Origin of the sequence: Chlamydia sp. 04-14 (assembly GCF_036632095.1) — a bacterium.
Lineage (GTDB): Bacteria > Chlamydiota > Chlamydiia > Chlamydiales > Chlamydiaceae > Chlamydia.
Genome location: NZ_JAPYKW010000002.1, coordinates 360,797 through 376,845, shown reverse-complemented (window position 1 = coordinate 376,845; position 16,049 = coordinate 360,797). Strand labels below are relative to the sequence as shown.

Below are 16,049 nucleotides of genomic sequence, written 5' to 3'. Positions count from 1 at the left end.
TTTTAAAAGTTGTTCAAAGCTGTGCATCCGTGATGTATTTTTTGTGCATAGCTAGGTGCTTTCTAAATACACAAGGAAAAACAGCCGCAATCTGTCTTGTGAATTCACAACTAAAAACGAACCTTTCTGTTTTTTAAGTGCTCATGGGGAAGAGCTCATAAGAATTTCCTATTCCTAAAAAGCTCTTGTTTCTGACCCTAAGCACTTTAAGTGGGAAGCAGTATTATCAAATAATTTTTTTAAAATCTATATTTTTCAAAAAAATACTTTATACTTTGGTTGAGGCTGGGAGAGACAAGACTGGGATTTTTTTTGGAATTTGTATTTTGAAAACAAAAGAAAAAATGGTTGAGAATACGTTGTGAATAGGAGAAGTTTTTCTTTAGATAAAAATTTTTTAGTTGATTTTATTTCAAAAAATTCCTATGACTTTTCCCCTTATTATAACCAGGATGCGGTAAATCGTAATGAGATTGCTGAAATATCTTCCTAAGTGTGCTGTGGTTACAGTTATTACCTTAGGCATGTTGACTACAGCTGAAGCTGCAAAGAAAAAGCCCTTGCCAATGACAATGGCGTATTCTTTTGGCGATATTTTTGCACATTTAGAAAAAAGCAGTGAGGAAACGTTATTTTGTATTAATGTAGATAGCGTGATTCAACATAAGTATATAGGTTCCCCAGGTTGGTATCAAAATAGGTTGACTAAGCTATCCAAACGTTATGGAGATTTTTTTCAAGCAAAAAAGCGAGTCAATGAAGAGCAGATTATTATAGATACACTAACAAGCAAAGAATGTTTAGAAGCTAATGTTATTGATCAGTTTTCCCGTATACTTTCAGAATGTCAATGTTCTGTATTAGGGATTTCTTTATTAGGAATTGAAGGAGTTTCTTCAACCTTAAAAAATCTTAAAGACTGTGGTCTAGAAATACATTCTCGAGCATTCCCTACAGAGGATTTTTTCTTAGGGACAGGAACAAAGTGTAGTGATTCTGCGTTAGTGCAAGAGGGAATTTTATTTTGTGGAGCTTCAGAGCTTTCGGAAGCTATGAAGCAATTGTTTATTTATGAAAATAAAATACCAAAAAATATTGTATTTTTGAGTGATAATCCTGAAGAGATCAAATCCTTAGGTAGAGAATGTATAGATTTTGGGATCACATTTTTTGGTATAGTATATTATCCTGCTGCGGAAACTCTATTTTCCTATGTATATCCGTATTCGGCAGCTGTAGAGATTCAAGAAGAACAGGCATTGACAGTTATATCTGATTCTATCGCACAATTATCTCTAGATTCCCTTAATCAAAAGAGTTAACATCATTTACTTGAAACAAGCCTTTAGTATCCTCTCTTTCCCCCTGAGAGGATGCTTGGGGCCCTTTTTAATTTCTTTTCACATAGAAAAAAGTTCAACAGATAACTTTATATAAAAAAATATTTCCTCCTAAAGGGATGCTCCGTACAATGAGACGATTTTTTTCTTTGAGAGCGTTACTATGAAGGTAGTATTTTTTATTACGTTTTTCTTTTCTGTATTTTCCTTAGACGCAAGTATTATCAAAGTTTCTGATGTACAGGCTATCAATAAATACGCAAAAAAAGGTTCATTAGTTTTACTAGCATTAGATGAAACCATTATATTTCCTAAACAAATGTTAGGAACAACGGCGTGGTTTCGAGAACGTTTGGAAAATTTGAAAAAAGAAGAATCAGATCTTGATCCTATTGAAAAAGCTTTTGGTGAAAAAATTGCTGTGTTTTTCGCTACAGACTACGAGCTTATTCATCCTGAAGTTCCTAAGGTTATAGCTGCCTTATCACTATCCGAAGCTTGGGTAATGGGAGTTTCCCAATTGCCGATACCCATGGCAAGCCATTTTCTCCGTTCTGCGGTTTCTTTAGGTTTAGGATTTTCATCATGCTTACCTTCTCGTAGTGACGGATGGATACAACATCTAAAAACATTCGGAAGACCTCAACACACCATGTTTATAGAAGATCAGGTACTCTTTACAGGAGGTCTTATTAACAGAATTACCATGGAAGAGGTTCTTTCTACTCTATTTGCAACTTTAGAGAGACTACCGCAACAGGTGATCTATTTAGATGCAAATAAAGATAACCTAATCTCTGCAGAAGCGGCTTGTAAACAAGCTAATGTCTATTTCATAGGTATGCACTATAGCCCAGCTGTAAAACGTATAAAAGGATATAAATCAGATATTGCGAATTTACAATGGCTACAGCTAAACAACCAACTTTCCGATAAGTATTTTCAATCTTTGCTTACCTATGTGATTGGTCCTGAGGGCCAAGGATAAAGTCTTAAGAAATTAAGGAGAAGCCTTCTAAGACACAAAGTCTAGAGACTTTTCCTTAATTTTTAATCATTTAAAAAATAGAAAACGGAAGAGAAGGGATTCGAACCCCCGGTTCCTGTAAGAGAACTTCTGATTTCGAATCAGATGCATTCGACCACTCTGCCACTCTTCCGTGAACACTAGTGTAGGCATTCCTCACTAGGAAATCAAGCTCAACCATAATTTTCTCTACACCTCCTAAAGTACTAAAAACAAGATCCCACAGCTCCCCTTTTACGTTTTTCTATTTCTATATCTTAGAACAGATTCTCAAGGCAGTTTATTGAAAATAAAAGAGATGGGAATCTCTTTTGTTTATACGGTGAGTATAAAATAAAATTAATTAGAATTATAAGTTTCTAGATAAGCGAGTTAATAAAATTAAACATATAAAAACCATATTAAAAGTACATTTTTTGATTTAAAATGAATTATAGATTTTTGGTTTTTTATTTTATTATGTCGCAGCCGCTATATACGAACAGACTTATCAGTGAAAAATCTCCGTATTTGCTTCTTTATGCTCATACGCCGGTGAATTGGTATCCATGGGGTAGCGAGGCTTTTGATCTCGCTATAGCACAAGATAAGCCGATTTTCCTTTCCATTGGTTGTGCGCACTCGCGATGGTGTCAGGTGATGCTTCAGGAGAGCTTTGAAAATCCTGAAGTTGCTGCAATGCTAAATGAGCATTTTATTAATATCAAAGTAGATAAAGAGGAGCTTCCTCATGTGGCGCATCTCTATTTTGATCTTGCGCAAATGCTTTCTATTTCTGAAGAACATCAGAATTCTTCTTCTTGGCCTCTGAATGTGTTTTTAACTCCCGATTTATTGCCATTTTTCTCAGCGAATTACCTAGGGGCTGAGGTAAAATTAGGAGTGCCTTCGTTTTCTCAAACGATAGAGAAGCTTAATTTGATGTGGCAGGATCCCGAAGAACGCGAGATTCTTGTTCATCAGGCACACAAAATCCTTGAAATCGCTTCATTTATAGAAAGATGTTCAAGAAAAGAAATGCTAGAAGAGGGGACTTTACGTAAGACAGTAGAGGCTCTATACAAGGATGTTGATCCTCATTATGGAGGAGTGAAGGCATTTCCAAAAACCCCACCTGGACTATTGAGCCAGTTTTTCCTGCGCTATGGCGTGGAATATCAGGATAACAGAAGTTTATTCTTCGTAGATCGTTCTTTGGATATGATGGCTAAAGGAGGAGTTTTCGATCATTTAGGCGGGGGATTTTATTGCTATACTATAGACGATAAGTGGTTGATTCCCTGTTTTGAAAAACGTCTTATTGATAATGCCTTCTTAGTACTTGATTATCTTGATGCGGGCATATGTCTTAAAAAACCCGAATATCTCTCAATTGCTAAGCAAACCCTACGCTATATCCTTTCCGAACTTTATAACCCTGAAGTGGGAGCTTTTTATACCTCAGAACATGGAGAACATTGGGGAGTGTCTGAAGGGAAGTATGCTACCTGGTCAGGAGAGGAAATTCGCAATGTGCTTGGAGAAAACGCTGAGCTATTTTGTGAATATTATGGGATTTCTCGAGAAGGCTTTTGTAATGGGAGAAATATCTTACACATCCCTTCTCATATCGATATTGAAGAAATTGCAGATAAGTACGGCTGTAGCGTTGAAGAATTTCATGAAGTTATCGATAGGCTAAAAGAAAAATTACGTCTCCATAGAGATACTAAAGCTCACCCTTTTAAAGATGATCAATCCTTAACATTTCAAAATGGCTGGATGCTCTATACCTTGGCCTATGCAGGGAGAATCCTAGGAGATTCTTCCTATATAGATATAGCGAAGAAATGTGGGGAGTTTATCTGTAAGAATTTATGTAAGCATTCTACCTTAATGCGTAGATGGCGCGACGGTGATGCTAAATATTCCGGAGGTTTAGAAGATTACGCAGGGGTGATTTTAGGAGCCCTCGCCCTTTATGAGACAGGCTGCGGCGCACGATGGTTACTGCTAGCTGAAGATCTTATGAAAGAGGTAATTCTATCTTTCCGTTCGGAAAGTGGGGGATTTTATACTACAGACGGGAGAGACGCCGCCCTACTTTTAAAACAAGAGAATCTCTCCGATGGAGAGACAATATCCGGAAATGCTCTTGTTTGCCAAGCATTGATAAAGCTACATATGCTTACAGAAAAGAAGCATTACCTTACCTATGCTGAAGATATCTTACAAATTGCCCAAGCTCGATGGCACACGCATAAGTTTTCTTCTTTGGGAAATTTATTGGCAGCGCAGGCATATTTTTCACGTAGCCATCAAAAAATTCTTATTTCTCTAGCTAACGATCACGATCGTGAAGCTGTTTTATCTTGCTTTTCAGGATTGTTCCTTCCTCAGGTTTCTGTTGTTTGGATGAGTGCAAAAGATCGCGAATCTCTAGAAGAAATTCTTCCTGAATATGAACACTGTCTCATCCCTAAGGAAGGACAAACATCCACGGTCATTTGTCTTTTAGAATCAGGAATGGGAAGGAAATTTTCTAATATTGAAGAGTTTCGCGCTTACCTAAATTCAAAATAACTCTTTGTATTTCATGTATTTCGTATGAAGATTTTTCTCGAAGTGGTCAAAATTTGGTTAATTTCTTATAGTTAATCCCTAGACACGTCAACCATTAGGGAGTAGCAAATCATGAAGAACAAAACACTAAGCGTTTTCTCTTTGGTGGGTTTGGTTTGTTCGCCGGGATTTTTATTAGGACATGAAGGTCCTCTTCCTACGCAACGCGAGTATCAAAATCTTACAGAGAAAGTTCCTGAAGATCCTGCAGGAATTGCTATTCATGATCGTGTGCTATTTAAAATTGATGAAGAGAATGTCGTCACCACTTTAGATGTTATCCAAAAATTAAATCTTCTTTTTGCTTCTTCTTATCCTCAGCTCATAGATTCTTATCCTGCACGTTCACAATATTACACGGCAATGTGGCCGGTAGTCTTAGAGTCCGTAATTGATGAGTTTTTGATGGTGGCTGATGCTAAAGCTAAAAAAATTTATGTGGATCCTACTACAGTGAATCAAGAAATTGAAGCGATGTTCGGTAGAGATTTGTCTTACTTTTACGTACATTTCGATATGACTCCTGAGGATATATTCAATGTAGTAAATCGTACATTGATTGCTCAGAGAGTGATGGGCATGATGGTACGCTCTAAAGTCATGTTAAAAGTTACTCCAGGAAAAATTCGCGAGCATTACAATCAATTAGCTCAGGAAGCAGCAAAGACCACAGTATGGAAATACCGTGTAGTCACAATTAAAGCAGCTACAGAATCATTATCGAGTCAGATTGCTGATAAGATATGCGCACGGCTAAATGAAACACAAAGTTGGAATAAAGAGCGTTTATCTGCTCTGGCTCTTTCTCAAGGAGGACAGTTTGTCTGTTCCGAAGAGTTTTTGCGTAATGATAAGGAACTATCCGATGCTCATAAAACGGAATTATCTAGTGTGGACTATCCTATAGCTATTTGTAGTCAGCCTAAAGCACATAAATCTGGATACAAGCTTTATGTGCTTCTTGATAAATCTGCAATGGCCATGCAGTCTTTAGAAGAAATGGAGACGCAGATTAAGCAAACGTTATTTATGAATTATGGTGAAACAATAGAGAGTCAGTATAAAATGAAATTACGTGCTCGTTATGGCTTTGACTCTTCTATGATTGCTAAATTGCTTTCTGAAGAAGCTCCACCGCTATTTTCATTGCTTTAGGAGATCGCTTGTCACGTAGTTCTCCTGAACAACTTACTAAGTTTTTAGCCCAGGTTCATGGGCGTCCTAAAAAAGGCCTATCGCAGAACTTTTTAATAGATGGGAATATTCTAAGAAAAATTCTTTCTGTTTCTTGTGTGGAAGCGGGAGATTGGGTTCTAGAAATAGGACCAGGATTCGGAGCTCTTACCGAAGTACTCGTTGATCAGGGAGCCCGCGTTATTGCTTTAGAAAAAGATTCCATGTTTGAGGAAACATTAAAGCAACTTCCTATAGATTTAGAAATTACAGACGCTTGTAAATATCCTCTAGCGCAACTGCAAACCAAAGGTTATCGGGGGAAAGGAAGGGTGGTTGCGAACCTTCCTTATCATATCACAACACCTCTGTTAACAAAGTTGTTCTTAGAAATTCCTAACCAATGGAAAACGGTCACGGTGATGATGCAAGATGAAGTTGCTCGTCGTATTACCGCTCAGCCGGGAGGGAAAGAATACGGATCATTGACTATCTTTTTGCAGTTTTTCGCTGACGTGCGCTATGCTTTTAAAGTCAGCCCAGGCTGTTTTTTACCCAAACCTCAGGTATCCTCAGCGGTTGTCCATATGACAGTGAAAGAAACCTTTCCTTTAGAGGCCCCTCTTCATGCGCAATTTTTTTCTTTAACTCGGGCAGCTTTTGGACAGAGAAGAAAGCTCCTGGCTAATTCTCTTAAAGATCTTTATCCTAAAGAACAAGTTTTTGAAGCTCTAAATCAATTAAAACTTTCTGAAAAAACTCGTCCAGAAACACTTTCTCTCGATGATTATATAAAACTTTTTCATCTTCTATCTTCGCATTCTTAAGAGGCCCTAGAGACCTTCTTAAAGAAGGTTTTTACTTTATATATTTAAAATATAAATTAAATATATAAAATTTTAATTTCATTTTTTTATTAGTGATTTTTTTATTTTATAAAGACGTTTTTTTTAACGAAAAAGAAAGAAATAGAAAGCACAATATGATATTATCTTTCGTCAAGATTACAGAAGAATAGGGGTTTAATCCCTAGGATTTTGTTTCTAATAAACATTTCAATAAATACTCTAGGAATCTCTCATGGAGACTTGGTTATACTATTCCAAAGTGCGTACGCGTAGTTACATTCCCTGCCTTCCGATTTTATCCCCAATCATGTTGCAAGCGGATCAATGTCTTCCTACGTTATATTTATCACCTTTTAGCCGTTGCTGTGGAACGACTACATTTGTAGCTTCCGTAATAGGTTAACTGGTAGAGAGGCTATTTAGAGAATTTCATAATTCCCAAGCAAATCATATTTAAACAATACTCAGTTTGTTAGACGGCGATTTTTTTGTGCGGAAGTTAAAGTGTGTAAGAATACGTTTAACCATGCTATCAGTATCTAATCCCACCCTTTTTAATAAACTATCCTTATCCCCATGAGAAAAGATCGCATCGGGGATGCCAAAGTGTAAGACATCAACTTTAAAGCTGTAGGTAGCTAGGAAATCATTAAATTCCGAGGCTAAACCTCCGCGGATAGAGTGCTCTTCTATAATGATGACTTTAGAATGGTGCATCAATAGGATGCTAAAGAGATTATTATCAAAAGGTTTGATGAATATAGGATCAACAACAGTTGCGGAAATTCCGTGAGCAAGTAGTTGCAATTTTATCGATAGGGCAGCGCTACACATGTGCCCAAGACCTACGATCAATACATCCTCTCCCTGACTGAGAATTTCTCCTAATCCTGGATCACGATGCATATGGATATCTGTAGCTATAGGATCACCTTGAAGTGCTGCGATATTAGGATAGCGAATTGCAGAAGGACGTGTCCATTGAAGTGAAGATTGAAGAAGTTGTTGGAAAACTATTGCGCTTCTTGGCTGGCAGATAATCATATTGGGCATAGCACGAAGGAAACCCAAATCGTAAATGCCGTGATGGCTGCAGCCATCACCATAAGCTAAGCCTGCACGATCTATAGCAAAGATTACCGGTAGACTTTGCAAACATACGTCATGGAATAGATTATCCATAGCGCGATGTAAGAATGTAGAATAAATAGAACAAATAACAGGAGCATTGGCTTTGGCAATGCCCGCTGAAAACGTTACGGCATGGCCTTCAGCAATGCCCACATCTACAAAACGTTCTGGGAATTTCTCTTTAAAAGCTTCTAATCGTGATCCCAAAGACATCGCTGGAGTAATAACATGTAAATTCGGAGAGCTTTCTCCAAGAGAGCAGAGTGTTTTTCCAAAGATGTCGGGATAGGTAAGCTGTGGCTTAACCGTGGGAAGTAGCTTATCTTCTGCAGCAGCATTAAAATTTGCCTTCACTCCATGGTATTTGGAGGGATTTTCTTGGGCGATTTCTAGCCCTTTACCCTTTTTTGTACAGACATGAATAAGAATAGGGAAAGGTAAATCACGTACAGTTTGAAATAGAGATACTAACTTTTTTATGTTGTGACCGTCTACAGGTCCCATATAGGCTAAGTTAAACTGCTCAAAAATAGGAATGGGACAGAAGAAAGATTTTAAGCAGGTAGATACTTTATGCGAGCGTTTAGCTATACTATTGCCGTAACGGGGGATCTTCATTAGCCATTTTTCTAACTTTCTAGAAAGTAAACTGAATTTGGGATGGTGTATCCATCGAGATAAACTCTTAGACATGACACCCACGTTTTGAGAAATGGACATGTTGTTGTCATTTAAAATGACAATGAATTTAGATAGATCGGGATTTATGTTATTCAATGCTTCTAGAGTTAATCCGCAGGAAAAAGCTGCGTCACCAAGAATAGGAAGAACGTGAGTTCTAGAATTTTCTGTAGCCTTTGCCATGCCTAAAGCTAACGAAAGTGCGTTGCCTGCATGACCTGAGAAGAAAAGGTCATGGACACTTTCAAAAGGCGAGGTAAATCCACTCAAACCATGATCATGACGAATCCGATTAAATTCCGCAGTATTCCTTCCAGTAAGTAATTTATGAGGATAGGCTTGATGACCGACATCAAAGATAAATTTATCCTCAGGAGAGGAGAACACATAATGCAAAGCTATCGTTAATTCAATGATACCTAAATTAGAAGCTAGATGCCCTCCAGTTTTGGTGAGAACAGAAATAATTTTATGACGCATTTGCTCAGCAAGAAGAGCAAGCTCAGCAAAAGAAAGCTTTTTTAGATCTGCAGGAGAGGATATCTGACTTAAAATAGAGAAAAATTGAGAAGTCATGGCTTTGTGGTCATAGCAAATGTTTGTAAAACAGGCTGGTCTAACGTATCTTTTAGAATCGTGCCATTAGGCTGTACGGAAAGAATATAACATTGTTGATCTTTGACTAAGATCTGATCTAAACCCTGGTGTATTAAAGAAAACATTTTTTCATAAGTAACTAAAATATCATCCAAAGAATCAAGAGAATCTAAGTAATTTTGTAGGGAACGAAGTTCTTGAATTATGGAATCTAAATCCTTAGGTAACATCGCTCACTCTACAATTAGTGCGCGAAAGATTCTTCTTCAGAAAGAAGATCTTCATTTCGCTTTTCTGATAACTCACGTACACGTTCTTCTGCTTTATGAATACGTGACTCGCAAATACGCATTAGCGCATCTGCTTCTTCATAAAGCTTTAAAGAAGAATCTAAAGATGTCGAAGGTTGATTCATGAGATCTACGATCTCTTCTAACCTTTCCATAGCCTTTTCAAAGGGAATTTCTTCCATGGTTTAAGACTCTTGAGTTTCAAAATTCTGAATATCCGTTACAGTAAGAGTGGCTTCCCCATCCTGCAGACGTAATCTTACACAACTATGTTTATGTAAGCTTTTTGCGGAGATAATAGCGAAATTTTCATTAAAGTCAAAGAGCATAGCATACCCACGTTTTAAAACATTTTTAGGATTTAATGAACTCAGTTGTTTAGAGGCTGTGTGATATTTTTCCCGATTTCTTTCTACAAGATGGTGTAGGGAAAGTATAAGATTTTCGCGAGTGCGAAAATAGTGCTCTCGATGCTCGTATACAGTATTGATAAAAATACTAATTAAACGTTTCTTTAAAAGATTAAGAGCATGTTTTTCCTTAATAAATTGCTGATTTAATTTAATTTTAAAATGTTTTAATAGTGTTTGCTTGTGTTCTAAGGATTGATGAAAATATCTTAAGCGTTGAGATAAAGCTCTATGAATTTGTTGTTTCCAAGGATCTAGTCTTTGAGAAAACAGCTGTGTATTATGAAAAACAAGATTTTTTTTCATATGTACACAGAGGTGTTTTAAAGCGCGTAGGCGATTGTGGAAGGCCTGAACGATCATTTTCCAAAGATCCTGAAGACGGTACTTCATACGTTGTAACACGTCACTTTGCAGCCACCGCGTATATTGTGTATAACGCTGTTTGCATTGTGAAAGCTTTGTTTGTATAGACCGTTGTACGGATAAGCAAAGGTAGTCTAAAGACTGCTGCGCTGAACGGAAAAAATCTACGTGATCTAAATAACGCTTCCATTGCTGAATTTGTTTTGTTTTCCCTGAAAGAAGTTGTTGTGAATGCGCATTTAGGTAGTGTAAATAACTTTTAAATACCTGGATTTGCTGTTGACTACTTTGACAAACAATTTCTGCAGCAGCAGAAGGTGTGGGAGCTCGAACATCCGCAGCAAAATCGCATAGTGTATAGTCAGTTTCATGACCTACAGCAGAAATGATGGGAATCGAACTAGCGTCTATCGCTTTGATAATGATTTCTTCATTGAAAGCCCAGAGGTCTTCAATGCTACCGCCACCGCGTGCTAAAATAAGAACATCCGCTAGTTGTTCTTGATTCATTACTTCAATAGCTTGAGAAATCTCTTTCGCTGCCGTTGTTCCTTGGACTGTTACAGGATAAATAAGAAGTTTGTATTGATAACAACGACGAGAAAGAATACGTAAAATATCTTGAATTACTGCACCTGTAGGGCTGGTAATCACTCCGATACATTTAGGGATGGCAGGAAGGGTTTGTTTTTTCTCTATAGCAAAATAACCTTCAGCAGCGAGACGCTTCTTAGTCTCTTCAAATTTTTGTAAGAGATCTCCCTCTCCAGCATAAACTAAGGCGTGGGCTACAATTTGGTATTGACCTCGTGGAGCATATACCGTGAGTTTCCCATGAATGATTACAGAATCACCATCTTTAGGACGACGATCGAAATATTTACTTTTAAAATGGAAAAAAGCCCCATTTAAAAAAGATTTATTATCTTTAATACCGAAATATAAATGCCCACTAGGTTGTAATGAAACATTACTTAACTCTCCTTTGACCACAATGTGGCAAAAATTGGACTCAAGGAGATTCTTTATAGATTCTGTAAGAGTCGTTACTGCTTGAGGAGAAGATGAAGTTGTCATGCTCTGGAATACCGAGAGGTTTCAAGTTCTATTTATTTTTAAAATAAATTACCTTCTTAGTAGAAAACTAGCAAGAACGGTGAATCCGTGTCTATAGTGAGATATGGGTGTTAAATAACAAATTGAGGACATAGATGGAACGTAAGAGTTATGTTTTTGGTAATTGGAAAATGTATAAGACAGTTAAAGAAGCTAAGGAATACATAGCTGTTTTAGGTCCACTGCTTAAAGAGACATTACCTGCGTCTGTAGTCGGTATTACTCCCGCATTCACGGCATTAAGTGCTTGTGGTGAGGTGATAAAAAATTCTAACTATCCTATTTGGTTGGGTGCGCAAAATATCCACCAGGATAGTTCTGGAGCTTTTACGGGAGAAGTGTCCCTGCCTATGCTCAAAGAATTTGATGTAGATTATGTGCTTTTAGGACATTCAGAACGTCGTCATATCTTTCATGAAGAAGATGCTACAATCGCTCTTAAAGTTGCAGCTACATCTCGTGAGGGAGTTGTCCCAGTGTTATGCATCGGAGAAACTTTAGAAGCCAGAGAGAAGGGCACGACAAAAGATATTTTATCTAATCAGTTAATGTTGGGTCTGGCTCAGCTTCCTGAAACTGCTTCTGTAATCATTGCTTATGAGCCTGTTTGGGCAATAGGTACCGGTAAAGTTGCCTCAACTGCAGACGTACAAGAAGTCCATGCGTTTTGTCGCGAGGTTCTTGCTCGGATATTCTCAAAAGAAAAAGCCGATACAATTTCTATTCTTTATGGAGGTTCTGTAAAGGCCGATAACGCTGAGGGCTTTGCTCATTGTCCAGACGTAGATGGTTTGTTAGTTGGGGGAGCTTCCCTAGATCCTAAAGTTTTTGCCAGCGTTATAGAGAACTTTAACCTCTAGATTTTGTGATATGAAAAATTTTATTGATTTTTGAATCGATGGTTTATGAAAAATTTTCATAAATTATGCTAGAGTTCAGTCTGAGAATAGTGTTTCAAAGCAATAAAATGTTTTTCAATATGGTGATTAATTTAGTTTTATAAGAGAATGTTATCTGAGCCTTTTTAGGGATTTTTACAGACTATTGAGAAGCCTGCATAGAAAAAGATCTTTTACATGCTAAGCAGTGCTTTGTTTTTTTGAGACTGTAGATGAGAAGATAATAAATTAAAGGGCTAGAAATTCACCCCAAGTAGGTTTGTTGATTTAGGAGAAGCGTCGTGACTGGCTTGTTTTATTCATTTTTATTTATTTTTCTTCTGTTGTGCGTAATTCTTTGTGGATTGATTTTGATTCAAGAAAGCAAGAGCATGGGACTAGGTTCTTCTTTTGGTGTAGATTCAGGAGATTCTGTTTTTGGTGTATCTACCCCAGATATCTTAAAGAAAGTAACAGCTTGGCTTGCCGTAGCTTTTTGTTTTAGCTGCCTGCTTTTATCTTTCGCCACAACACACTTAGGAAAAAATTCTCAAGAGCTCCCTGTCAACGCTCTAGAACAAGTTTCTCCGGATGGAGAGGAAGTCCCTAATGAATAACATCTCTATTAAAGATGACGAATCTTTATGTAAGGTGAGATATTTATTCTTAGGAAATAAATTTTAAACAGTCATGATCTTATGAAAAAAATCTTCTATATATTCTGTTTCTGTGGTCTACTACCTGTCGCTACAACGTTTTCTGTAGAAGAAGTTCAGGAAGAGATAGAGCATCCTTCATTATTACCTACGGTCTGTCCCTTCTATTTAATAGAAGAAGCTAATTAGTAGCTTAATCTGCGGGTGATAAATAATGATTAGAGAATTAGAATACTACGGCAGCCATACATTACGTAGAAAGGCTGATATAATTCCTGAAATTACTGCTGAGATTCGTCAGTTAGTTCAGGATATGTATGAGACTATGGTAGCTCATAAAGGTGTAGGTTTAGCTGCTCCTCAAGTGGGAGAAAGTGTAAGTCTTTTTGTTATGTGTGTTGAGGGAGAAACAGAGGATGGAGATTTGATCTTTTGTGACTTTCCTAAGGTATACATCAATCCTGTTCTTTCCAATCCTTCTGAAGATCTTGTAATTGGTAGGGAAGGGTGTTTATCTATCCCTGGATTGCGCGCAGATGTTTATCGTCCTCAAAGTATTACCGTAACCGCTCTTAATCTTGATGGTCAGGAATTCACAGAAAAGTTAGAGGGATTCCCAGCACGTATTATCATGCATGAAAACGATCATCTTCTTGGTGTTTTATACATTGATAAGATGGAAGAGCCTAAAGATCCTAAGAAATTTAAAGCAGCATTAGAAAAGATACGACGTCGTTATAATGCTCATTTAAAGGAAGAGGATCGCGCCTCTTAGTTCTTTATTTCAAGGATTTCTCTAAGTCTTTTAGAAATCCTTATCTTTCTTATCCAAAGATTATTTATTAAATAGGCGTTTAGGTTTATCTAATTTTAGATAGAAGAAGAAGCGGTTATCTGCTTCTCGTTTCTCATACACAGAATATAGCTGCCAATGTTCAAAGACTTTTGTTCCTAAAATCATCTGGTATTCAAGATAACTTGGTGTATTTGTCCTATGCCAGCCATATCTTAGTGTTAAATGGTAATTCCAACAGGGATGAGGACGAATAAAAACCTTCCCCAAAATGAGATTCCGACGATCAGATAGAGGAGAATTAAAAAGCTCTTCAGGAGAGCGGCTAACATCTAAGATATAGTTTTCCTTATCACATTTAAGAAGACTATATTTACTTCTATGAAGGAACTCTAACGTTAAGCCTACGTTATCACTTCCTACCCATTGCCAAAGAAGATTCATGTGATCCCAGCAATGTTTTTTCCATATCCATTCAGCATCCAAAGATAAAGTGTTTTTACGATCCAAAGGTAGAGAAATCGTACATGCTGTTTTTGGAAATGTTGATCTAGCAAATGTATTTTTAAAAATTTGCGTTGTCCAGAGTTTTGCCGATGCTCGCGGAGCACTAGGGGAAACCCTATTTAATATGAAAGACTCTATACCAACTTTACATAAATGTAGAGAGGAGAAGGCATCGTTTATAGAAAAGATGTAGTGTTCATGATTTTTTGCTAAAGGATGCGTCGCCGAAGTAAAAGAAATAAAAGGTTCTACGATATGTTTTGTATGGAGGTAATTTTTATATGCTGAGAAACGATAGTCTAAATTTACCTGTGCCGAGGCTTGAGTATGCCTTAAGGAAGTCTTTGGAACATTACTGTAGTAAATCGCCGATGCAGATACTGTCGGTGTTAGCGTTCCTATCAGCAAAGGAATTGTACGGTAGATCTTAGGAGATGCTGAAGCTCGTAATGAAGAAAAATTCGATCCTGGAATATTATTGCTAAAGGCAAAGTTTAAGTACCCACACTCAAACAGGTTCTCAATAAAGATTCCCGTATTTTTGATATTCACAGGGTGCTGCTTCAAAGATAAATAGGGAAGCTCCTGATTTACATTCTGGAAAGGATTGACCTTCACCGAAGAAGATAAGCTGCCATCAAATAATGTATCTCGCCATGTTAGACTAACTTGCGTAGGACCTGTATTTTTTAACGAGAAATTATTGGGGAAAATATCTGCGACGGTTTCCCAACTATCACTAACATGATATTCTCCTGATAATTTTGCTTGTTTTCTTGATAGAGAAAAGTTCCCATGAAAGCGATAGCGATCTCGAGGTTCTGCCATATCAATCGCTAGACGATGGGCATAGTAACTTTTCATATTAAAGACATTTTCAGGATTGTCTTTTTGGCAAAAATGCATGTTATAACCGACACCAATGCCGTGCTTGAAAAAGCTATCTAAGAAAAATGTAGATTGGAAATGCTTTTTAGAAATCGGTGAATAGCTAACTCCTAAATACGACCCCAAGAAACCTCCCGTACCTCCACGGAAATTAATTGGAGGTTTAGGGATTTCCATAGGCATAATGGAAAATTGCGGAAGAAAGAGTATAGGAATATTACAAATGCTAAATGTCGTTTTCCCTATGGAGAGCACATTGTCAGAAGAGTATTCTAAATAATCTCCAGAAAGGCAAAGATGTTTTCTAGGCCCCTCGGATGTGGATATATATCCCTTATGGATAATCAGAGTTTCTGGAGTCAATGTCATCATTGACCCACCTAAAAACCATGGATACATAGCAAATCTACCGTTTGTCAAAAGACACGAATCGGTATCTTCGTAATACTCTAGGTAATCACAAACTAATGTCTTCCCTCGATAATTAACCATCACATTGCCGTGGGCAATTAACTTCATCCCACGATCAGGAACGTTATCTACATAGGCACGATTTGCCTGTATGCGAAGATTATTATGAATATTAAGCACACCATCTTCGATATCTAAAGTTCCTGATAACCCCTTAAAATGACTAAGATAAGAGACTTTTTTCTTTGCGGCTTCTTTATGCGTTAATGCGTCAGCTGAAAATGAAAATGCCAGGAGGGAGGATACGAGGAGATAGGGGAAACAACGCTTCATAGA

At 37.3% G+C, this 16,049-nt stretch carries 15 protein-coding genes and 1 tRNA gene; 10 read left to right on the top strand and 6 right to left on the bottom strand.

Annotated features, from left to right (window positions below; genetic code table 11):
• The first annotated feature begins 467 nt into the window (after window positions 1-467).
• Complete coding sequence (locus O6937_RS04280) at window positions 468-1,322, top strand: DUF2608 domain-containing protein (RefSeq protein ID WP_332390417.1); 855 nt, start codon at window positions 468-470, stop codon at window positions 1,320-1,322.
• Between the two features lie 181 nt (window positions 1,323-1,503).
• Window positions 1,504-2,328 carry a DUF2608 domain-containing protein gene (locus O6937_RS04275; RefSeq protein WP_332390416.1) on the top strand — a complete coding sequence of 275 codons (825 nt, stop codon included), beginning with the start codon at window positions 1,504-1,506 and terminating at the stop codon, window positions 2,326-2,328.
• 85 nt (window positions 2,329-2,413) lie between these two features.
• Here O6937_RS04275 and O6937_RS04270 read toward each other — a convergent pair.
• Window positions 2,414-2,500 (bottom strand) — tRNA-Ser (locus O6937_RS04270).
• A 326-nt stretch (window positions 2,501-2,826) separates the two neighbouring features.
• Here O6937_RS04270 and O6937_RS04265 point away from each other — a divergent pair.
• From O6937_RS04265 to O6937_RS04250, 4 genes are all read left to right on the top strand, one after another.
• Entirely contained in the window at window positions 2,827-4,929 is a 2,103-nt protein-coding gene (locus O6937_RS04265) for a thioredoxin domain-containing protein (protein WP_332390415.1), read from the top strand.
• A 111-nt stretch (window positions 4,930-5,040) separates the two neighbouring features.
• A complete protein-coding gene (locus O6937_RS04260) occupies window positions 5,041-6,123 on the top strand; it encodes a hypothetical protein (protein WP_332390414.1) in 1,083 nt (360 codons plus the stop codon).
• Window positions 6,124-6,131: 8 nt separating this feature from the next.
• Entirely contained in the window at window positions 6,132-6,968 is an 837-nt protein-coding gene (rsmA, locus tag O6937_RS04255) for a 16S rRNA (adenine(1518)-N(6)/adenine(1519)-N(6))-dimethyltransferase RsmA (RefSeq protein ID WP_332390413.1), read from the top strand.
• Between the two features lie 253 nt (window positions 6,969-7,221).
• Window positions 7,222-7,392, top strand: a complete 171-nt coding sequence (locus tag O6937_RS04250; RefSeq protein WP_332390412.1) for a hypothetical protein — start codon at window positions 7,222-7,224, stop codon at window positions 7,390-7,392.
• 50 nt (window positions 7,393-7,442) lie between these two features.
• Here the strand turns inward: O6937_RS04250 and O6937_RS04245 are convergent, their stop codons facing one another.
• Genes O6937_RS04245 through xseA form a run of 4 tightly spaced genes read right to left on the bottom strand, consistent with a single transcriptional unit; the run spans window position 7,443 to window position 11,541 of the window.
• Window positions 7,443-9,377, bottom strand: coding sequence for a 1-deoxy-D-xylulose-5-phosphate synthase (locus O6937_RS04245; protein WP_332390411.1), 1,935 nt, complete (start codon window positions 9,375-9,377; stop codon window positions 7,443-7,445).
• The gene (locus O6937_RS04240; RefSeq protein WP_332390410.1) at window positions 9,374-9,628 is read right to left on the bottom strand and encodes a hypothetical protein; all 255 of its coding nucleotides are present in this window, start codon (window positions 9,626-9,628) and stop codon (window positions 9,374-9,376) included. Before O6937_RS04240 ends, O6937_RS04245 begins: the two co-directional genes overlap by 4 nt.
• Before the next feature lie 14 nt (window positions 9,629-9,642).
• Window positions 9,643-9,870: an exodeoxyribonuclease VII small subunit gene (locus O6937_RS04235; protein WP_332390409.1), complete on the bottom strand. Its 228-nt coding sequence runs from the start codon at window positions 9,868-9,870 to the stop codon at window positions 9,643-9,645.
• Window positions 9,871-9,873: 3 nt separating this feature from the next.
• Complete coding sequence (gene xseA, locus O6937_RS04230) at window positions 9,874-11,541, bottom strand: exodeoxyribonuclease VII large subunit (RefSeq protein ID WP_332390408.1); 1,668 nt, start codon at window positions 11,539-11,541, stop codon at window positions 9,874-9,876.
• A gap of 134 nt (window positions 11,542-11,675) precedes the next feature.
• Here xseA and tpiA point away from each other — a divergent pair, with 134 nt between their 5' ends.
• The 4 genes from tpiA to def all read left to right on the top strand — a co-directional run bounded on the left by tpiA (window position 11,676) and on the right by def (window position 13,889).
• Window positions 11,676-12,440 (top strand): triose-phosphate isomerase, encoded by a 765-nt coding sequence (tpiA, locus tag O6937_RS04225; protein ID WP_332390407.1) that lies wholly within the window; start codon window positions 11,676-11,678, stop codon window positions 12,438-12,440.
• 320 nt (window positions 12,441-12,760) lie between these two features.
• Complete coding sequence (gene secG / locus O6937_RS04220; protein ID WP_332390406.1) at window positions 12,761-13,075, top strand: preprotein translocase subunit SecG; 315 nt, start codon at window positions 12,761-12,763, stop codon at window positions 13,073-13,075.
• 81 nt (window positions 13,076-13,156) lie between these two features.
• The gene (locus O6937_RS04215; protein ID WP_332381230.1) at window positions 13,157-13,303 is read left to right on the top strand and encodes a hypothetical protein; all 147 of its coding nucleotides are present in this window, start codon (window positions 13,157-13,159) and stop codon (window positions 13,301-13,303) included.
• A 25-nt stretch (window positions 13,304-13,328) separates the two neighbouring features.
• The gene (def, locus tag O6937_RS04210) at window positions 13,329-13,889 is read left to right on the top strand and encodes a peptide deformylase (protein ID WP_332390405.1); all 561 of its coding nucleotides are present in this window, start codon (window positions 13,329-13,331) and stop codon (window positions 13,887-13,889) included.
• Window positions 13,890-13,949: 60 nt separating this feature from the next.
• On the opposite strand, the gene O6937_RS04205 is transcribed toward def, so the two are convergent.
• Entirely contained in the window at window positions 13,950-16,046 is a 2,097-nt protein-coding gene (locus O6937_RS04205) for a CT351 family outer membrane beta-barrel protein (protein ID WP_332390404.1), read from the bottom strand.
• Window positions 16,047-16,049: the final 3 nt, after the last annotated feature.

Coding starts and splice junctions, on each gene's coding strand:
- O6937_RS04280 (WP_332390417.1), top strand. CDS start 468: ATGAGATTGCTGAAATATCTTCCTAAGTGTGCTGTGGTTACAGTTATT.
- O6937_RS04275 (WP_332390416.1), top strand. CDS start 1,504: ATGAAGGTAGTATTTTTTATTACGTTTTTCTTTTCTGTATTTTCCTTA.
- O6937_RS04265 (WP_332390415.1), top strand. CDS start 2,827: ATGTCGCAGCCGCTATATACGAACAGACTTATCAGTGAAAAATCTCCG.
- O6937_RS04260 (WP_332390414.1), top strand. CDS start 5,041: ATGAAGAACAAAACACTAAGCGTTTTCTCTTTGGTGGGTTTGGTTTGT.
- O6937_RS04250 (WP_332390412.1), top strand. CDS start 7,222: ATGGAGACTTGGTTATACTATTCCAAAGTGCGTACGCGTAGTTACATT.
- O6937_RS04245 (WP_332390411.1), bottom strand. CDS start 9,377: ATGACTTCTCAATTTTTCTCTATTTTAAGTCAGATATCCTCTCCTGCA.
- O6937_RS04240 (WP_332390410.1), bottom strand. CDS start 9,628: ATGTTACCTAAGGATTTAGATTCCATAATTCAAGAACTTCGTTCCCTA.
- O6937_RS04235 (WP_332390409.1), bottom strand. CDS start 9,870: ATGGAAGAAATTCCCTTTGAAAAGGCTATGGAAAGGTTAGAAGAGATC.
- xseA (WP_332390408.1), bottom strand. CDS start 11,541: ATGACAACTTCATCTTCTCCTCAAGCAGTAACGACTCTTACAGAATCT.
- tpiA (WP_332390407.1), top strand. CDS start 11,676: ATGGAACGTAAGAGTTATGTTTTTGGTAATTGGAAAATGTATAAGACA.
- O6937_RS04215 (WP_332381230.1), top strand. CDS start 13,157: ATGAAAAAAATCTTCTATATATTCTGTTTCTGTGGTCTACTACCTGTC.
- def (WP_332390405.1), top strand. CDS start 13,329: ATGATTAGAGAATTAGAATACTACGGCAGCCATACATTACGTAGAAAG.
- O6937_RS04205 (WP_332390404.1), bottom strand. CDS start 16,046: ATGAAGCGTTGTTTCCCCTATCTCCTCGTATCCTCCCTCCTGGCATTT.